Source organism: Allobosea sp. GW823-FHT02B03, from assembly GCF_058797755.1.
Genome location: NZ_JBXAJY010000007.1, coordinates 420,314 through 436,740, shown reverse-complemented (window position 1 = coordinate 436,740; position 16,427 = coordinate 420,314). Strand labels below are relative to the sequence as shown.

The following is a 16,427-nucleotide window of genomic DNA, read 5'->3' as shown; positions in this document are numbered from 1 at the left end:
CCATGGCGACCGCCGCCGGAGCCCTGTCCGCGGACGCGCCGCTGCCGCCGCTGCGCGACGAGATCATGCTCGAGCCCGGCCCTTCTCTGCGCGGCGGGGCGCCGAGCTGGACGTTGTGCGACCCGGCGCGCAACCGCTTCTTCAGGATCAGCTGGGTCGAGTTCGAGATCCTTTGCCGCTGGCGCCTGCGCCGCCCGCAGGAGATCGTGCGCAGCGTCAATGCCGATACCGCCCTGACGATCGAGCCGGAGGATGTCGAGAGGGTCTCGTCCTTCCTCGACCAGGCCGAGCTTCTGCGCCGATCCACCCCGGACGATACGGGCCGGCTCGTCGCGCGCCGGCTTGCCGGCCGGAAGGACTGGCTGAGCTGGCTCCTGCACAGCTATCTCTTCGTACGGGTGCCGCTGCTGCGGCCGGAGCCGATGCTAAAGGCGCTGCTGGCGGCCGTACCCTGGGTCTATGGCCGGGCCTTCTTCTTCGTGAGCCTGCTCGTGGGGCTGACCGGCCTTTTCCTGGTCACGCGGCAATGGGACAGCTTTGTCTCCGCGCTGCCATGGTTCTTCTCGCTGGAAGGCATGGTGGTGGCCGCGCTGGCCCTGTTTGCCGCCAAGGCGCTGCACGAAATCGGGCACGGGCTGACCGCGGCCCGCTATGGCTGCCGCATCCCGACGATGGGCGTCGCCTTCCTCGTCATGGCGCCGGTGCTCTACACCGACACCAGCGCCGCCTGGCGCCTGCGCGAGCGCCGGCATCGGCTCGCCATCGGCGGCGCCGGCATCGCGGCCGAGCTCTACCTCGCGCTCTACGCGCTGCTGCTGTGGAATTTCCTGCCTGACGGCGTGCTGCGCAGCGCGGTCTATCTGTGGGCGACCTCGACCTGGATCCTGACCGTGCTGGTCAACGCCTCGCCCTTCATGCGCTTCGACGGCTATTATCTGCTCTCCGACATCGTCGAGATCCCCAATCTGCAGGAGCGTGCCTTCGCCCTGACGCGGCATCGCATCCGGCGGCTGCTGTTCGCCTTCGACGAGGAGCCGCCCGAACACTGGCCGGAGCGCACACGGCTCTTCCTGATCTCCTGGGCGGTCGCGACCTGGATCTATCGCTTCTTCCTGTTCCTCGGGATCGCGCTGCTCGTCTACCACATGTTCTTCAAGGCTCTCGGCCTGGCGCTGTTCGCCATCGAGATCTGGTTCTTCATCCTGCGGCCGGTCATGCGCGAATTGGCGGAATGGGGACGGCGGCTGCGGACGACCGGCTTCAACCGGCGCAGCCTGACGAGCCTCGCGCTGCTGGCGGTCCTGCTCGCCGGCCTTTTCGTGCCGTGGCGAACCTCGCTGCATCTGCCGGCCATCATGGCGGCGCGGGAGCGCACCCAGCTCTATCTTCCGGTCGCCGCGCAGGTGAAGGCTGTTCACGCTGGCGTCGGCGACAGCGTTGCGGCGGGGCAGGCGATCGTCAGCTTCGAGTCGCCGGACCTCGCCTTCAAGCTCGCTCAGGCCGGACGGAACGTCGCGAGCCTGGCCGCCCAGATCCAGGCCGTGGCGACCGGAGCAGGCGATCCGGCGCGAGCCTCGGTTCTGGCGGAAAGGCTCGCAGCCGCACGCTCGGAGGTCGCAGCCCTCGAGCAGGAAAGCGAACGCCTTGTGGTCCGGGCCCCCTTTGCCGGCGTCGTCGCCGAGCTCGCCGAGCCGCTCGGGGACGGGGAGTGGTTCAAGGCCGGCGAGGCCGTGGCCTATCTCGTCGACCGCACCGCCGTCAGGATCGACGCCTATGTCGAGGAGGCCGATCTCGGCCGGCTGGCGCCCGGAGCCGGAGGCACTTTCATCCCGGCGGACCTGTCTCAGGTCGGCATCGGTATCCGCGTCGCGGCGGTCGACGAGACGGCGGTGCGTGCGCTGCCGGATCGCGAGCTGGCGTCGCTGCACGGCGGCCATATCGCCGTGCGCCAGGATGAGAACCGGCAGGCGGTTCCGGAAGTCCCGGTCTATCGCGTCGCGATCGAGGCCCTGGCCCATCCGCAAGTGCGCCGCACCATCGTCGGAACCGCGGTCGTCGAGGCGAAGCCGGTTCGCCTCTACAGGCTGATCGTCAATTTCGCTTTGAGGATCTTCTACCGGGAAGGGGCGCTCGGCTAGCTCGCTGGATAGCTCCAGGATCTGGCATGATGACGAGGGCTGGCGTCCGCTTGTGGCAAGCGCCTGAGGCGCTCGGCTCAAAGATCGGAGCCGCCGCAGCCGCAACGGCGCACGTCTTGATGCGTAGAACTGGCGATGGCTGGAGCAAGCGATGCCGAGAACATGGCCCCGATCGAGTGCGCCACGGACAAGGCGCGATGATCGATCGCCGGCAGGCCGAGCGGCGCGGCCTCGCAGGCACCGGGCAGGCCAAGATCGACAACGTCATCGACCCCCACGCCAAGCGCCGAGCCCAGAACCAAGTGCAAATTTGGGATTGTAAGCGGCCCTGCAAACGGGCTGTAAACGGCGCCCTCAAAAGGAGCCAAGTAATGGCGCGCCCGACACGATTCGAACGTGTGACCTTTGCCTTCGGAGGGCAACGCTCTATCCAGCTGAGCTACGGGCGCTAACCGTGAAGGCTGGATAGCTGATTGCCGCCGCTTCGGCAATGCGGGATTTTGCGATTGAGCTCAGCCCGGGCACGGCAAAGGTCACACGTTCGAATCGTGTCGGGCGTGGCGTGATCGTGGCTGCTCATCGGCGAGCGGTGGATCGTCGAACGGATCGATACGCGGGGATCGCCTTCATCGTGATCCGCATTGCGATAGACGCGTCCGCGGTGACGAGGCTTGCAAACTTCGTCCGCGGGAAGCCGGCGGCTCAGTACGGACCCTGCGCCGGCTGATCGACCGCCGGGCCTGGGTTGGCGCCAGCCGTTACGCGGTCACTTCGCGGCGGCACGCAGACGCGCCGATTTCGTCGCGCCTCGGATTGCCCGCGCCAGCCAGGGCGCGCATACGCTCAACGCCGTCACCACGAACAGGGCGACCACGATCGGGCGGCTAAAGAACAGCAGCCAGTTGTGGTCGAAGATCAGCAAGGACTGCTTCAGCGTCTCCTCGACCATCGTGCCGAGCACCAAGCCCATCACGAGCGGCGCAGGTGAGAAACCATAGCGGCGCATCACATAGCCGATCACGCCGAAGCCGAGCATCACCCAGACATCGACCAGCGACTGGTTGGGGCCGTAGGCGCCGACGATCGCGAAGACCAGCACGCCGGGCCACAGGATCGCATCGGGAATCAGCGTGATCCGTGCGAAGAGCTTGGCGGCGAACAGGCCGAGGACGACATAGATCAGGTTCGAGGCCAGCATCGAGGCGAAGACGGCGTAGAGCAAAGTGGGCTGCTCGTTGAACAGATGCGGGCCCGGCCTGACGCCCTGAACGATCAGGCCGGCGAGGATGATCGCCGTGGTCGCGCTGCCCGGTATGCCGAGCGCCAGTGTGGGCACCATGCTGCCGCCGACCGCGGCGTTGTTGGCGGCCTCGGGGCCGGCGATGCCCTCGATCGAGCCCTTGCCGAACTCGTCCTTGTATTTCGACCAGCGCCTGGTCTCGTTATAGGAGATCAGGGCAGCAGTGGTCGCTCCCAGCGCCGGCAGGATGCCGATGAAGGTGCCCAGCACGCTCGACAGGCCGATCGCCTTGGCGCATTTGCGATAGTCGGCCATCGTCGGCAGCTTCATGGCCTTGAGGCCGAGCCGCTCGGGAATGATCTGCAGCCGGCCGGCCTGCACCAGCAATTCGCTGATCGCGAACAGGCCGGTGAGCACCGGCACCAGCCCGAGACCCTCGCTCAGTTCCGGCACGCCGAAGGTGAAGCGGTCGACGCCGGTCATCAGGTCCAGCCCGATCGTCGCCAGCAGCACGCCGAAGGCTCCGACCATCAGGTTCTTGATTCCCGTCGAGCTGCCGACGGCGGCCAGCATCGACAGGCCGAAGATTGCGAGCGCGAAATACTCGGGCGGACCGAAGTTGTAAGCCGCCTTCGCCAGCAACGGGGCTGCGACGATCAGCACGAAGACGCTGAAGATACCGCCGATCGCGCTTGCGATCGTCGACATGCCGAGGGCGCGCCCGGCCTCGCCGCGCCGCGCCATCGGATAGCCGTCATAGGCCGTCGCCGAGGCGGACGGATCGCCGGGCGTGTTGATCAGGATGGCGGTGATCGAGCCGCCAAAATTGGCCGCGCAATAGATGGCGCCGAGGAAGGCGATGCCGGCAACCGGAGTCATCGTGATGGTGATCGGCAGCAGAAGTGCCGCCGTCGTGCTGCCGCTGAGGCCGGGCAGTGCGCCGACGATGACGCCGAGCACCGTTCCCGCCAGGATGATGCCGACCATGTAGGGGTCGGCGAGGATCGCCATGCCGGCAAGAAAAGCGTCCATCTGATCCTCGTAGCGGTTTTGCGCAACGCTCCGGCAGACGCGACGGACGCGCTGCTCAGCTCAGCCAGGTCTGGAGAAGTCCGCGGGGCAGCCCGATGCCAAAGCCGCGCACGAAGGCGAAATGGAGGGAGAGCGACATGCCGGCGGCGATCGTCGCCAGAAGCAGCATCCGCCGCTCGCCCCAGAGACGCCCGATACCGATGACGGATGCGACCACGGCACCGTGGATTCCGAACACGGCCATGGCCGCCATCACGCCGCCGATCGCAGCCGCCGTGGCGTAGACCATCGGGTGCACCGCCTCGATCTCCGGCTGGCATCGGTTGCTGGCGGTCAGAGCGAGCCAGCACGCCAGCACGATGATGACGCCGAGCACGAGCCGCGGAAACGTCGCCGGGCTCATACCCGTGGATATCGCTGCCGGCACATCGTCGAAGCCCAGCGTCAGGCCCCAGATACCGAGGCATAGTGCAATGCTGACGAGCGCGGTCGCGACATCCGGGTGGATATGGCGGGGTGTCGGCCCGGTCGCGGCGGCTGGTTCGGCGCCGCCCTCCGCCGCCGACGTCGCCAGCATGGTCGCTGGCGACGGAAGCTTCGGGGGCATCACTGCTTGATACCGAGCGAGACCAGCGCTGCGTCTCCGGTTCTCAGGAACTCGTCGATCTCCGCCTGCCATTCGGCGCGGCCGACGACGCTGCCCTCGGACTGTCCGGAGCTCTTCAGATAATCCTGGTAGATCTTGCTCTGCATCGATTTGATCAGGCCCTCTTCCAGCACCTTGATCCGGTCTTCGGGCGTGCCCTTCAGGACCGCGAAGCCGCGCGTCGTCGAATAGACTGCCGGGAAGCCGATCTCGGCGGCTGTCGGGGTCTGCGGCAGCGAGGACATTTTGTTCTTGGCGAAGACGATCAGCGCCCGGACCTCATTCGCCTTGATCTGCGATTCAGCCTCGGCATAGTTCAGCAGCGCACCATCGAGATTGCCGCCAACCAGGTTGACGACGATGTCGCCACCGCCGCGGAACGGCACGGCGATCGGCTTCATCAGGCCGGCCTTCTCGGCGAAGCCGACGACGGCGATGTGATCGACGCTGCCGATCTGCGTGGTGCCGAATTTCAGCGACTTGGCCTTGGCCGCCGCGATGAAATCCTGCGCCGTCTTGTAGGGGCTGTTGGCCCCGACCATCAGAACTTGCGGGTCCTCGGTGGCGCGAGCGATGCCGACGAGATCGCCGACCTTCACTCCAGCGCCCTTGCCTTGCAACAAGGTCAGCAGATGGGTCTGCGTGATCAGCATGATGGTGTGGCCGTCCTTGGCACGGGAGGCGGCATATCCGAGCGAGGCCGAGCCGCTGCCGCCGGTCTTGTTGGCGACCACGAGCTCGGTCTTCAATGCCGCGGGCGCCTGAACCATCATCATGCGGGCGGTGATGTCCGTGCCGCCGCCGACGCCCGCATGGGTGACGACCTCGATCGGCTTGGACGGAAACGCTTCCTGGGCCCGTGCTGCTCCCGCGACCAGGACAGCGAGGCCGAAGCCCAGCGCAAGGCACGTCTTCTGATGTGCTGGCATAGTCGTTTCCTCCTCCGTTGCTGGGCCGGCCCATTCGGGCTCGTTCCCGTCCCCTGTTCAGGCTTCTTTGCGTTCCTCCGCTTCCTGCCGCGCGAGCAGCCAGCGGCGCTTGCCGCCATGGGCGTGAGCTTCGGCAAGCCGGCGGGCACGGTCAGCGTCGCCGACGGCCATGGCCTCGACGATCGCCCTGTGCTCGGCATTGGATTCGCGCATGCGCGGGGCCGTGCTGAGCGCGCTCTGGCGCAGGAGATGGGTCTCCTTGATCAGCGCTTCATAGGTCTGCCTGGCGCGGCCATGGGCGGCGAAGTCCAGGATCACATCGTGAAATTCGAGGTTGAGGCGATAGTAATTCGCCCCGTCGTCGCGCTCGATGGCGTCGTCCATCTGCGCGACCAGCCCCGACAGTGCCGCGAGCTGATCCGGCGTGATCAGCTCTGCCAATCTCTGGCAGACGAAACCGAAGACGACGGCGCGCAGATCGTAGATCTCGTTGGCCTCTTCGTCCGTAATCTGGCGCACGAACACGCCGAGATTGACGACCGAGTTGAGCAACCCCGAGCGGACCAGGCCGCGTGTCGCCTCGCGGATCGGCCCGCGGCTGACGCCGAGGCGGACGGCCAATGCCTGCTCGTTGATGCGCTCGCCGGCCGCAAGCTCGCCGGCCAGGATCATGCGTTCGATCTCGCCCTGGACGATATCGGTCAGGGTCTGCGTTCGGCGCTGGGCGATGGCTGACATGACGTCGTTCATGGCCTGATCCTTGACATACAAAATACAAGTGTCAACAGTTTACGCACATTGTTGACAGTCTGCATTTTGATCGACAGGCTGCTTGGAAGGAGAAGGCCATGCCTTTCAAACCCGCCTCGCTAGCCCTGTCCCGCTTCACTGTGCTCGATCTCACTCGCGTCAGGTCCGGGCCGACCGCCGTCCGCCAGCTCGCCGATTGGGGGGCGAACGTCATCAAGATCGAGACGCCGCCGGAGCTGGAGCCGGGCGAGGGGCCGGGCGGCCCGCGCCACGGTCCCGATTTCCAGAACCTGCATCGCAACAAGCGCAGCCTGACGCTCAATCTCAAATCGGAGGAGGGCAAGGCGATCCTGCGCAGGCTCGTCGAAAAGGCCGACGTGATCGTCGAGAACTATCGCCCCGACGTGAAGCACCGGCTCGGCATCGCCTATGAGCAGTTGGCCGCGCTCAACCCGCGCCTCGTCTATGCCAGCATCTCGGGCTTCGGGCAGGACGGGCCCTATGCGACGCGGCCGGGCTTCGACCAGATCGCGCAGGGCCTTGGCGGGCTGATGTCGATCACCGGCCTGCCCGGGCAGGGGCCGGTACGCGTCGGTATTCCGATCGCTGACCTGACGGCCGGACTCTACTGCTCGCTCGGCATCATGGTGGCGCTGCTGGCGCGCGAGGAAACCGGCAAGGGCCAATGGGTCCAGACCTCATTGCTCCAGGCCCAGATCGCGATGCTCGATTTCCAGGCGGCGCGCTGGCTGATGGATGGCGAAGTCCCCAAACAGGCCGGCAACAATCACCCGACCAGCATCCCCACCGGCGTTTTCCAGACCGCCGACGGCCATATCAACATCGCCGCAACCGGGCAGGCGATCTGGGAGCGCTTCTGCCGCTCGGTCGATCGCGCCGACCTGATCACGCATCCGGACTATGCCACTGCGGCGCTGCGCTCCCGCAACCGCGACGCGCTGGGGCAGGAGATCAACGCGATCCTCACGACGCAGAATTGCAGCTACTGGATCGCGCGTTTCAGCGAGTTCGGCGTGCCCTGCGGCTCGATCAACAGCATCGACGAGGTCTTCGCAGACCCGCAGGTCCAGCATCTGGGCATTGCGCAGAGCATCCATTCGCCGGCGCTCGCCCGCGAGATCACGCTCGTCGGCCAGCCGGTCCAGCTCAGCGACACGCCGAGCTCCATCCGGGTGCCGCCACCGGAACAGGGCGAGCAGTCCGACGAGATCCTGCGTGAGATCGGCTTTTCGCCCGCCGACATCGCCGCCTTCCACGCCAATGGCACGATCTAACCGAAGCGACCGCAGTCAGGATTTTTCCCAATGACCGACAAGATGATCGCCCGCAAGGCCAATGGTATCGGCTGGCTGATCTTCAACAATCCCGAGCGCCACAACGCCGTCTCGCTGGAGATGTGGGAGGCCGCGATCAGGATCATCGCCGATTTCCGTGCCGATCCGGAGGTCCGCGTCGTGGTGGTGCGCGGCGCAGGCGAGAAATCCTTCGTCTCCGGCGCAGACATTTCGAAGTTCGACGACGAGCGCGCGCAGGAGGCGGCGGTGAAGCGCTATGAGGAGGCGACCGAGGGCACCTACAGCGCGCTGCGGGCCATCGAGAAGCCGACCATCGCGATGATCCAGGGCTATTGCATCGGCGGTGGGGCGAACCTCGCCGTCTGCTGCGACCTGCGCCTTTGCAGCGAGACGGCGAAATTCGCCATTCCCGCCGCCAAGCTCGGCCTCGGCTACGGCTATGCCCGTATCCGGCGGTTGCTGGAGGTGGTGCACCCCTCTTTCGCCAAGGAGATCTTCTTCACGGCCCGCCAGTTCGATGCCGAGGAAGCGCGGACCATGGGGCTCGCCAACCGCATCGTCCCGCAGGCCGAGCTCGAGACTTACGTCACCGACTATGCCCGCACCATCGCCGGCAATGCGCCGCTGACGGTGACGGCGATCAAGCAGATTGTGAACGAGGCCTTGAAGGACGAGGCGGACCGCGATCTCGCCTTCTGCGACAGACTGGTGAAGGCCTGCTTCGACAGCGAGGACTATGCCGAAGGCCGACGCGCCTTCGCCGAGAAGCGCAAGCCGAACTTCAGAGGCCGCTGAGACGGGGAACGCCGATGTCCGACAGCGCCCAGACCGAAGCCCAGCCGACGATCCTCTACGACGTCGCGGACGGCATCGCGACGGTCACCTTCAATCGCCCCGAGGCACGCAACGCCTTCACCTTCGAGATGTACGAGCGGCTCGTCGAGATTTGCGAGACGGTGAATGCCGACAGCTCGATCCGGGCGATGATCCTCACTGGCGCGGGAGGGCGGGCCTTCGCCGCGGGCACCGACATCGCGCAGTTCCGCGCATTCAGCACCCCGGAAGACGCGCTGGGATACGAGGCGCGCATCGACCGCGTGCTCGGTGCGCTGGAGACCTGCCGCGCGCCGACGATCGCGGCGATCGCTGGTGCCTGCACGGGTGGCGGAGCGGCGATTGCTGGCTGCTGCGATCTGCGCATCGCGGCGAGCAACTCCAAATTCGGTTTCCCGATTGCGCGCACACTCGGCAACTGCCTGTCGATGTCCAACTACGCTCGCTTCGCCGAACTGCTCGGAACCGCGCGGCTGAAGGAACTGATCTTCACGGCGCGCCTGTTCGAGGCCAAGGAGGCGCTCGCGATCGGACTCGTGAGCGAAGTGGTGGCGGAGCCTGCCGACCTCATGCCGCGCGCGCAGGAACTGGCGCGCCTCGTCGCCGGGCATGCGCCGCTGACGCTGCAGGCGACGAAGCAGGCCCTGCGCCGTCTCAGGCCCGCGATCCCGCGCGACGAGGGCGATCGCCTGATCCTGATGTGCTACCTGAGCGACGACTTCAAGGAAGGGATGAATGCGTTCCTTGAAAAGCGCGCGCCGCTGTTTTCTGGATTGCAGCCTTAGCGCGCCCCAGGCCGTTGGAGCGGCCTCGTTTGTGTGCGAGGCAGACATGGAGTTTCCACGCCATGTCCGTTGGGGGTGACGGCTGACGAAAGCAGGGACATTAGTCGGCGCATCCGCATCTTTGGCCGGCGATTCCCGGCTTCGGTCGACAATGCTCTGTCGAACTGGGGACGGCCTCGTTTCTCAAGGCATTGGCGAATCCGTCGCCGTCACGTCAGCGATCGAGTTCGATGCTCGCTGCGATCGACGAGATCGTTCGAGGATTGACTCAGGATCTCGACGAAGGCGCTCGCCGCGGGCGAGAGCGAGCGACCGGCCCTCGTGATGATCGACACAGAGCGCAGGATCTCCGGATTCGCGATCCGCTTGAGACTGACCGCCGTCTCCGTCAGTGTGGCGACGCATTGGGGAAGAACTGCGATGCCCAGGCCTGCCCTGACCATCGCCAACGCGGTCCCTGCATAGGCCACTTCATAAGCCGGCTTGAGCGCGACACCGGCCCTGGAGAATCCCTCTTCGGCGAGGTGTCGGAAGATGCTGCGGTGGTTCAGCACGATCACCGGCAGGCTGCCGAGATCGCCCCAGGAAATCGTCTCGCGTTCTGCGATCGCATGCCCGCTGGGATAGACTGCGACCAGCGGCTCCTGGAACAGCGGCGTCCACTGCAACTCGGGCTCCGTATCGCGAAAGCTCCCGACAGCAAGATCAGCGCTGCCGCTACGCACCTGTGCCAGGACCTCCTCGGGCAGCGAGTCCCTCAGTTGCACCGTGATCGTCGGGTAGCGTTGCTTGAACTCGGCGATGACGTCGACGAGGAAGGTCGTGGCAAGGATGTAGGGCGCAGCGATGACGATTCTGCCTCGCTGCTTCGCGCCCAATTCAGCGACGTTGGAGACGGTGGAGTCGAAATCTTCGAGCAGGCGTTCGGCGCTTCGCAGCAGCTCGAGCCCGATCGCCGTTGGCTCCACCCGGCGCGTCGACCGTTCAACGAGCTGAACCTGCAGATTATCCTCGAGCTGACGGATCAGCAGGCTCAGGGCCGATTGCGTCAGGCGCAGGCGTTCGCTTGCCTTGGTAAAGCTCTTCAGCTCGACGACGAGGACGAAAGCGCGCAGCTGGCGAATGGTAACGTTCATCGTTCAGTCGCCTTCGCCGACACCTGCCGGGCCGGCCCCGCCCGGCCTCCGCATTGCGATCGTCCGCCGTCGTCTCCGGTACCCGTGGCTGCGATCACAGCTTCTCCGCGCATGACAGCATGGCGCGGCTTTGGCGCGCCATGCGCCAGCGATCTCGAGATCCTCTCGCGGACGGACATGCAGCACTTCGGCACTTATAAAAATACCTTGTTAGTCGATACAAATTACTCGTTGGATTCATAAATCCCGGCGCTGCTAAGGGAAGAAAAAAATGGCAAGCGACGGGAGAGACACCATGGATCGGCGACAGTGCCTGGCTGGAATTCTGTTGGCGGCAACCGCGATCACGCCGTTCGCGGTCTCCGCACAGGACTATCCCAGCAGGTTGATCAAGATCGTGGTCGGGTTTCCTCCGGGAACGGCGACCGATGTCGCGACGCGGGTCGTCGCGGAGGCGATTTCGAAGCGGCTCGGCCAACCGGTCATCACCGAGAACCGCCCGGGCGCTTCCAGCAACATCGCTGCCAAGGCGGTCGGCACCTCGACGCCCGACGGCTACACGATCTTCGTCGGCACCGTCGCCAACACGATCAATGCGGCATTCCCGAATTCGACGGCGCCGGATCTCGGCAAGGATTTCGCCGCGGTCTCGATGATCGGAACGGTTCCCAACGTGCTGGTGGTGCACCCCTCGCTCGGTGTGTCCTCGGTCGCCGAGTTGGTCGCCGCTGCCAAGGCGAAGCCCGAAGGCCTGACCTTCGCCTCCTCGGGGCACGGCACCTCCCCGCATCTGTCCGGAGAGCTCTTCGCGACCAAGGCGGGCATCAAGTTGGTGCATGTCCCCTATCGCGGCAGCGCCACCGCGGTGACCGACCTGCTCGGCGGGCAGGTCCAGCTGATGTTCTCGCCTGCTTCCTCGGTGTTGCCGCACATCCGCAGCGGTGCTCTCAAGGGGCTTGCTACAACCGGCGCGAAGCGCGGCGAACTCACGCCCGATCTGCCGACGATCCAGGAACTCGGCTTCCAGGATTTCGAGAGTTCGGTCTGGTTTGGCTTCCTGGTGCCCGTCGGCACGCCGCCGGATGTCGTCGAGAAGCTGCGCAGCGCGACCGATGCGGTGCTCGATCAGGCCGAGGTGAGCAAGCAACTCCAGACGCAGGGCATCGAGATCCTGCGCTACGGCCCGGATGCCTTCGCGAAATACATCCGAAGCGAAACCGACAAATGGGCAGAGGTGATCCGGGCTGCCGGCATCACCGCTCAGTGATCCAGGGAACTCCAAGATGCCAAAGCTGCATGTGACGGAATGTCGTGAGTTCATTCAGGCGGTCTCCGAAAAAGCGACCGAGATGGGCGTGCCGATCTCGGTCGCGATCGTCGGGCCGGAGGGGCATCTGATCGCGCTCGAGCGGATGGACGATGCCGGCTTCATCACGCCGGATATCGCGCGCGCCAAGGCCTTCACGGCCGCCGCCTTCCGCTCGATGAGCCCGCGCTTTCCTGACGGCCAAGTGATCCAGCAATGGTTCAAGGAGCGCAATCCGCAGATGCTGGTCAATGCAGCGATCTTCACCAACGGCCAGATTGTGGCCTCAGGTGGCTGCGCGCCGGTCTTCAAGGGCTCCGAAATGGTCGGTGCTTACGGGATCAGCGGCGCGACCGGCGATCAGGACGAAGAGATCGGCCGCCATGCCCGAGCGAAAGTGGGTTGGGCGCATCAGTCTGAAAGCGACACCACGCCCGACAGCGTGAAGCAGCACATCAACGAGATCTACGCCAAGATCGGCCTCGGCGGCCGGATCGAATGAGCATGCTTCGGGCGGGCGGCATGGCCTGCCCGAGCCCTTTATCGCGGCCATGGCTGGCGCGGCGCCGCGCGCCGCGCGCCGAGCGACGCATTTCGAACGGGGACGACCTGTCGTGCTGAGTGAAGACGATCACAGGAAAGCGGCCGAGGCCATTCTCAAGGCCGAGCGGGAGCGGGTACCCTGCATCCAGCTTTCAAAGACGTTTCCGGGGATGGAGCTCGCTGACGCCTATCGCGTCCAGGATCTCTGGGCCGGAGCGCGGATCGCCAACGGCGCTCGGGTGGTCGGCCACAAGATCGGCCTGACCTCCCGTGCCATGCAGATGGCCTCGAAGATCTCGGAGCCGGACTACGGCCGCATCCTCGACGATGCGCTCTACAATGACGGCGCACAGATCAAGGCCGAGACCTTCATCAAGCCCAGGCTCGAGGTCGAGCTCGCCTTCATCATGGGAGAGGATCTCGCCGGTCCCGGCTGCCGTGTCCACGACGTCATGCGCGCGACCGAGTTCGTCGTGCCGGCGCTGGAGATCATCGACTATCGAACTGAGGTTCCGCGCGCGATCGTCGACACCATCGCCGACAATGCCGCCTTCGGGGCGATCGTCCTCGGCGGCCGCACCATCCGTCCGTTCGATGTCGATGTCCGCTGGATCGGGGCGACCCTTTCGCAGAACGGCATTATCGAAGAATCCGGCGTCTCTGCCGCGATCATGGGACATCCGGCTGCAGGCATTGCCTGGCTGGTCAACAAGCTGCACGCGGTCGGCGCTGGGCTGAAGAAGGGCCAGATCGTGCTCGGAGGGTCGTTCACGCGTCCGGTCGACATCAGGAAAGGCGATGTCATCCATGCCGATTACGGCCCGCTCGGCGCCATCGGCGTCTCCTTCATCTGACGGGTGCGGTGAAGCTGCCAGAAAATCGCTTCAAGCGCGCTTTGCTCAGAGGCCCCTTGCAGATCGGACACTGGTTCAGCCTGCCGGGCAGCTATGCCGCCGAGGCGGTGGCCGGATCGGGCTGTGACTGGTGCCGAATCCCTGCCCCGGAGGGCACTGCTCCTCCAACTGAGCTGCGGGATCAACCGTGAAGCACGGCTGATCCCAGTTGCTTCGGCAATGCGGGATTTCCGGTTTCGCCATTTCTCCTCCCGAGCCAGCGCGTCAGCGTCGGGTCGGCGGCGGTGCGACGCGATGCTCGCCGCAGGCTCCTTCATCCGCCTTTCGTGAGCCCGCAAACGGGAGCGAGCTGTCCCAGTCCCTGGACGCTCGGCAGGGATGCAGGATTGCTGCTGCCTTTTCCGTCACGGCCAATATGCTGCGGGAAAGGCGCGGGGGGCGCCGGGTTTCTGCGAGGACCAGCTGGAATGACCAAGCCCGCAATGCCGTCCGGACGGACGAGGATCGAGCTCGCAACGCTGCCGACGCCGTTCGAGAAGTGCGCACGCCTGTCACAAGAACTCGGGCGGCATGGTCCCGCCCCCGCGATCTGGATGAAGCGCGACGATTGCACGGGTTTCGCCGGCGGCGGCAACAAGGCCCGCAAGCTGGAATTCCTCGTCGCCGAAGCTCTGCAGCAGGGCGCCGATGTCCTGGTGACCATCGGCGCGCTGCAGTCGAACCATGCCCGTCAGACGGCGGCGGCCGCGGCACGGCACGGTCTCGGCTGTGTCCTCTTGCTGACCGACTCGGTGGCCAACCGCGGCGAAACCTACCGGACGAACGGGAACCAGCTGCTCGACCGGATCTTCGGCGCGCAGATCCGTTTCCTCGCCGCGGGCGCGGACAGCACGGCGATTGCAGCGGAGACGATGGCGGAATTGGCCGCGCAGGGGCGGAAGCCCTACCTCATCCCGGTCGGAGGCTCGAACGCGCTCGGCAGCCTCGCCTATCGCGAGGCGCTTCTGGAGCTTGCGGCGCAGGCCCGCGAGAAGGGCTGTTCCCTAGACCATATCGTCGTGCCGACCGGGAGCGGCGGCACCCATGCCGGCATCCTCGCCGGCGTCGAGGATGCCGGACTGTCCTGCCGTGTGCACGGTGTCAGCGTCTCGCGCGCCGCCGGGGAGGCGCGGGCCATCGTCTCCGGGCTGGTCCAGGAGATATTCGCCCTCGAAGGCCGCCAGAGGGGGGCGGTGGCCGGGCTGGAGGTCGACGATACCCAGATCGGACCGGGCTATGGTCAGCCGACCGCCGCCATGGTCGAGGCCGTAGAGCTGGTCGCCCGCACCGAAGGGATTTTGCTCGACCCCGTCTATACGGGAAAGGCGATGGCCGGCCTGCTCGCGCTCGTCAGGAGTGGTGCCATCCCTCCCACCGAGACCGTGGTCTTCTGGCACACGGGCGGCGCTCCCGGCCTGTTCGCCTATCCGGAGGTGTTCGAGGGATAGTGTCCGCCGCGTCGGGCCACGGGCAAGTTGCCGTCGCGCGGCAGGGGCCCTGAACCGCTATGGCCGCCATATTTTTCTTCTATAGTAGAATTTCTGCGATCGAGTGCTAGCATTCCCCTGCTTCTGGCCCGCCCGCGCGGGCTGGAAGCCAAGGCTACGGCCAAAAGGCCGGCCGATCGGCGACCGAAACGGTCCAGGGGAGGACTTCACCATGACCATGCCTGCGCTGCGATCTTCGCTTCTGGCTGCGGCGATGATCGCCTGCACCTTGCCGGCGAGCGCCAATGACAAGCCGTTCCGCATCGGCGTCATCGACGACATGTCCGGCACGTTCTCGGACAATGGCGGTCCCGGCACCGCGCTGTCGGTCCGCATGGCCGTGGAGGATTTCGGTGGTTCGGTACTGGGCCGGCCGATCGAGGTCGTGGTCGCCGACCATCAGAGCAAGCCCGATATCGGCTCGGCGCAGGCACGTCAGTTCATCGACGAACGCGGCGTCAGCGTCATCCTGCCCGGCGGCTCGAGCTCGGTGGGCCTCGCCGTGCAGGCGGTGGCGCGCGAGCGGGAGATCACAACGCTGGTCAGCGGTGGCTATGCCCCGAACTTCACCGGCAACCAGTGTTCGCCCTACGGCACGCAATGGGCTCCTTCGACGGCGGAGCTCGCCAATGCGGTCGCCAAGGGCGTCGTCGATGAGGGCGGCAACAAATGGTTCTTCCTCACTGCTGACTATGTCTTCGGCCACAGCCTCGCAGCCGATGCCGGCAAGGCGGTGAAGGCCGCTGGCGGCCAGGTGGTGGGCGAGGCCCGCCACCCGCTAGGGACGGCCGATCTGTCATCGCCGCTGCTGACCGCCCAGTCCTCGGGCGCGAACGTCATCGGTCTCGCCAACGCCGGTCCCGATCTCGTGAACTCGCTGAAGCAGATGCGCGAATTCGGCGTCAAGGCGAAGCCCGCGACGATGCTGGTCTACGAGAACAATGTCGTCGCGCTCGGGCTGCCGGCGGCGCAGGGGCTCAAGCTCTCGGCCCCGTTCTACTGGGACATCAACGAGGCGACCCGCGCCTGGGCCAAGCGCTACATGGCGCGCTTCGACAACAAGGTTCCGACCATGGGCCATGCGCTCGCCTATATCGCGACGACGCACTACCTCAAGGCGGTCAAGGCGCTCGGCAGTGACGATGCCAAGGGCATCGCCAGGAAGATGCGCGAGCTTCCGATCACCGGCGACATGATCCAGAAGGCGCGCATCCAGGACAATGGCCGCGTCGTCATGGACATGCATCTGTTCGAGGTGAAATCCCCGGCGGAATCGAAGAGCCCGGCCGATCTCTACAAGGTGCTGGCGACTCTGCCGAGCGAGGGCCTGTTCACCCCGGCCGAGCAGAGCGGCTGCCAGCATCTCCACAAGCCCTGATCCCCGCTCCCCCG

The 16,427-nt window shown here is 65.9% G+C and carries 15 protein-coding genes and 1 tRNA gene; 9 read left to right on the top strand and 7 right to left on the bottom strand.

Translation table 11 applies throughout. The features are described from left to right. Positions 1-2 precede the first annotated feature (2 nt). Positions 3-2,138, top strand: a complete 2,136-nt coding sequence (locus tag AC1REK_RS24840; RefSeq protein WP_492269550.1) for an efflux RND transporter periplasmic adaptor subunit — start codon at positions 3-5, stop codon at positions 2,136-2,138. Between the two features lie 77 nt (positions 2,139-2,215). On the opposite strand, the gene AC1REK_RS24835 is transcribed toward AC1REK_RS24840, so the two are convergent. From AC1REK_RS24835 to AC1REK_RS24810, 6 genes are all read right to left on the bottom strand, one after another. Beyond that, entirely contained in the window at positions 2,216-2,440 is a 225-nt protein-coding gene (locus AC1REK_RS24835) for a hypothetical protein (RefSeq protein ID WP_492269551.1), read from the bottom strand. Positions 2,441-2,510: 70 nt separating this feature from the next. Beyond that, a tRNA-Arg gene (locus tag AC1REK_RS24830) sits at positions 2,511-2,587 on the bottom strand. Between the two features lie 317 nt (positions 2,588-2,904). After that, entirely contained in the window at positions 2,905-4,410 is a 1,506-nt protein-coding gene (locus AC1REK_RS24825) for a tripartite tricarboxylate transporter permease (protein ID WP_492269552.1), read from the bottom strand. 55 nt (positions 4,411-4,465) lie between these two features. Continuing rightward, positions 4,466-4,987 carry a tripartite tricarboxylate transporter TctB family protein gene (locus AC1REK_RS24820; protein WP_492273827.1) on the bottom strand — a complete coding sequence of 174 codons (522 nt, stop codon included), beginning with the start codon at positions 4,985-4,987 and terminating at the stop codon, positions 4,466-4,468. A gap of 29 nt (positions 4,988-5,016) precedes the next feature. Further along, positions 5,017-5,985 (bottom strand): Bug family tripartite tricarboxylate transporter substrate binding protein, encoded by a 969-nt coding sequence (locus AC1REK_RS24815; RefSeq protein WP_492269554.1) that lies wholly within the window; start codon positions 5,983-5,985, stop codon positions 5,017-5,019. 57 nt (positions 5,986-6,042) lie between these two features. Beyond that, positions 6,043-6,735 carry an FCD domain-containing protein gene (locus AC1REK_RS24810; protein ID WP_492269555.1) on the bottom strand — a complete coding sequence of 231 codons (693 nt, stop codon included), beginning with the start codon at positions 6,733-6,735 and terminating at the stop codon, positions 6,043-6,045. Positions 6,736-6,833: 98 nt separating this feature from the next. On the opposite strand from AC1REK_RS24810, the gene AC1REK_RS24805 reads away from it, so the two are divergent. The 3 genes from AC1REK_RS24805 to AC1REK_RS24795 are packed head-to-tail and all read left to right on the top strand — an operon-like array spanning position 6,834 to position 9,670. After that, positions 6,834-8,030 carry a CaiB/BaiF CoA transferase family protein gene (locus AC1REK_RS24805; protein ID WP_492269556.1) on the top strand — a complete coding sequence of 399 codons (1,197 nt, stop codon included), beginning with the start codon at positions 6,834-6,836 and terminating at the stop codon, positions 8,028-8,030. Between the two features lie 30 nt (positions 8,031-8,060). Continuing rightward, the gene (locus tag AC1REK_RS24800) at positions 8,061-8,846 is read left to right on the top strand and encodes an enoyl-CoA hydratase (RefSeq protein WP_492269557.1); all 786 of its coding nucleotides are present in this window, start codon (positions 8,061-8,063) and stop codon (positions 8,844-8,846) included. A gap of 14 nt (positions 8,847-8,860) precedes the next feature. Then, positions 8,861-9,670 carry an enoyl-CoA hydratase gene (locus AC1REK_RS24795; protein WP_492269558.1) on the top strand — a complete coding sequence of 270 codons (810 nt, stop codon included), beginning with the start codon at positions 8,861-8,863 and terminating at the stop codon, positions 9,668-9,670. 209 nt (positions 9,671-9,879) lie between these two features. On the opposite strand, the gene AC1REK_RS24790 is transcribed toward AC1REK_RS24795, so the two are convergent. Further along, positions 9,880-10,806 (bottom strand): LysR family transcriptional regulator, encoded by a 927-nt coding sequence (locus tag AC1REK_RS24790; protein ID WP_492269559.1) that lies wholly within the window; start codon positions 10,804-10,806, stop codon positions 9,880-9,882. Positions 10,807-11,134: 328 nt separating this feature from the next. Between AC1REK_RS24790 and AC1REK_RS24785 the strand changes: the two genes are divergently transcribed. From AC1REK_RS24785 to AC1REK_RS24765, 5 genes are all read left to right on the top strand, one after another. Then, positions 11,135-12,073, top strand: a complete 939-nt coding sequence (locus tag AC1REK_RS24785) for a Bug family tripartite tricarboxylate transporter substrate binding protein (protein ID WP_492269560.1) — start codon at positions 11,135-11,137, stop codon at positions 12,071-12,073. Positions 12,074-12,089: 16 nt separating this feature from the next. Continuing rightward, positions 12,090-12,614 (top strand): GlcG/HbpS family heme-binding protein, encoded by a 525-nt coding sequence (locus tag AC1REK_RS24780; protein ID WP_492269561.1) that lies wholly within the window; start codon positions 12,090-12,092, stop codon positions 12,612-12,614. Between the two features lie 115 nt (positions 12,615-12,729). Further along, the gene (gene hpaH / locus AC1REK_RS24775) at positions 12,730-13,509 is read left to right on the top strand and encodes a 2-oxo-hept-4-ene-1,7-dioate hydratase (protein ID WP_492269825.1); all 780 of its coding nucleotides are present in this window, start codon (positions 12,730-12,732) and stop codon (positions 13,507-13,509) included. Positions 13,510-13,976: 467 nt separating this feature from the next. After that, positions 13,977-14,996: a D-cysteine desulfhydrase family protein gene (locus AC1REK_RS24770; RefSeq protein ID WP_492269562.1), complete on the top strand. Its 1,020-nt coding sequence runs from the start codon at positions 13,977-13,979 to the stop codon at positions 14,994-14,996. Between the two features lie 211 nt (positions 14,997-15,207). After that, the gene (locus AC1REK_RS24765) at positions 15,208-16,413 is read left to right on the top strand and encodes an ABC transporter substrate-binding protein (RefSeq protein ID WP_492269563.1); all 1,206 of its coding nucleotides are present in this window, start codon (positions 15,208-15,210) and stop codon (positions 16,411-16,413) included. Positions 16,414-16,427: the final 14 nt, after the last annotated feature.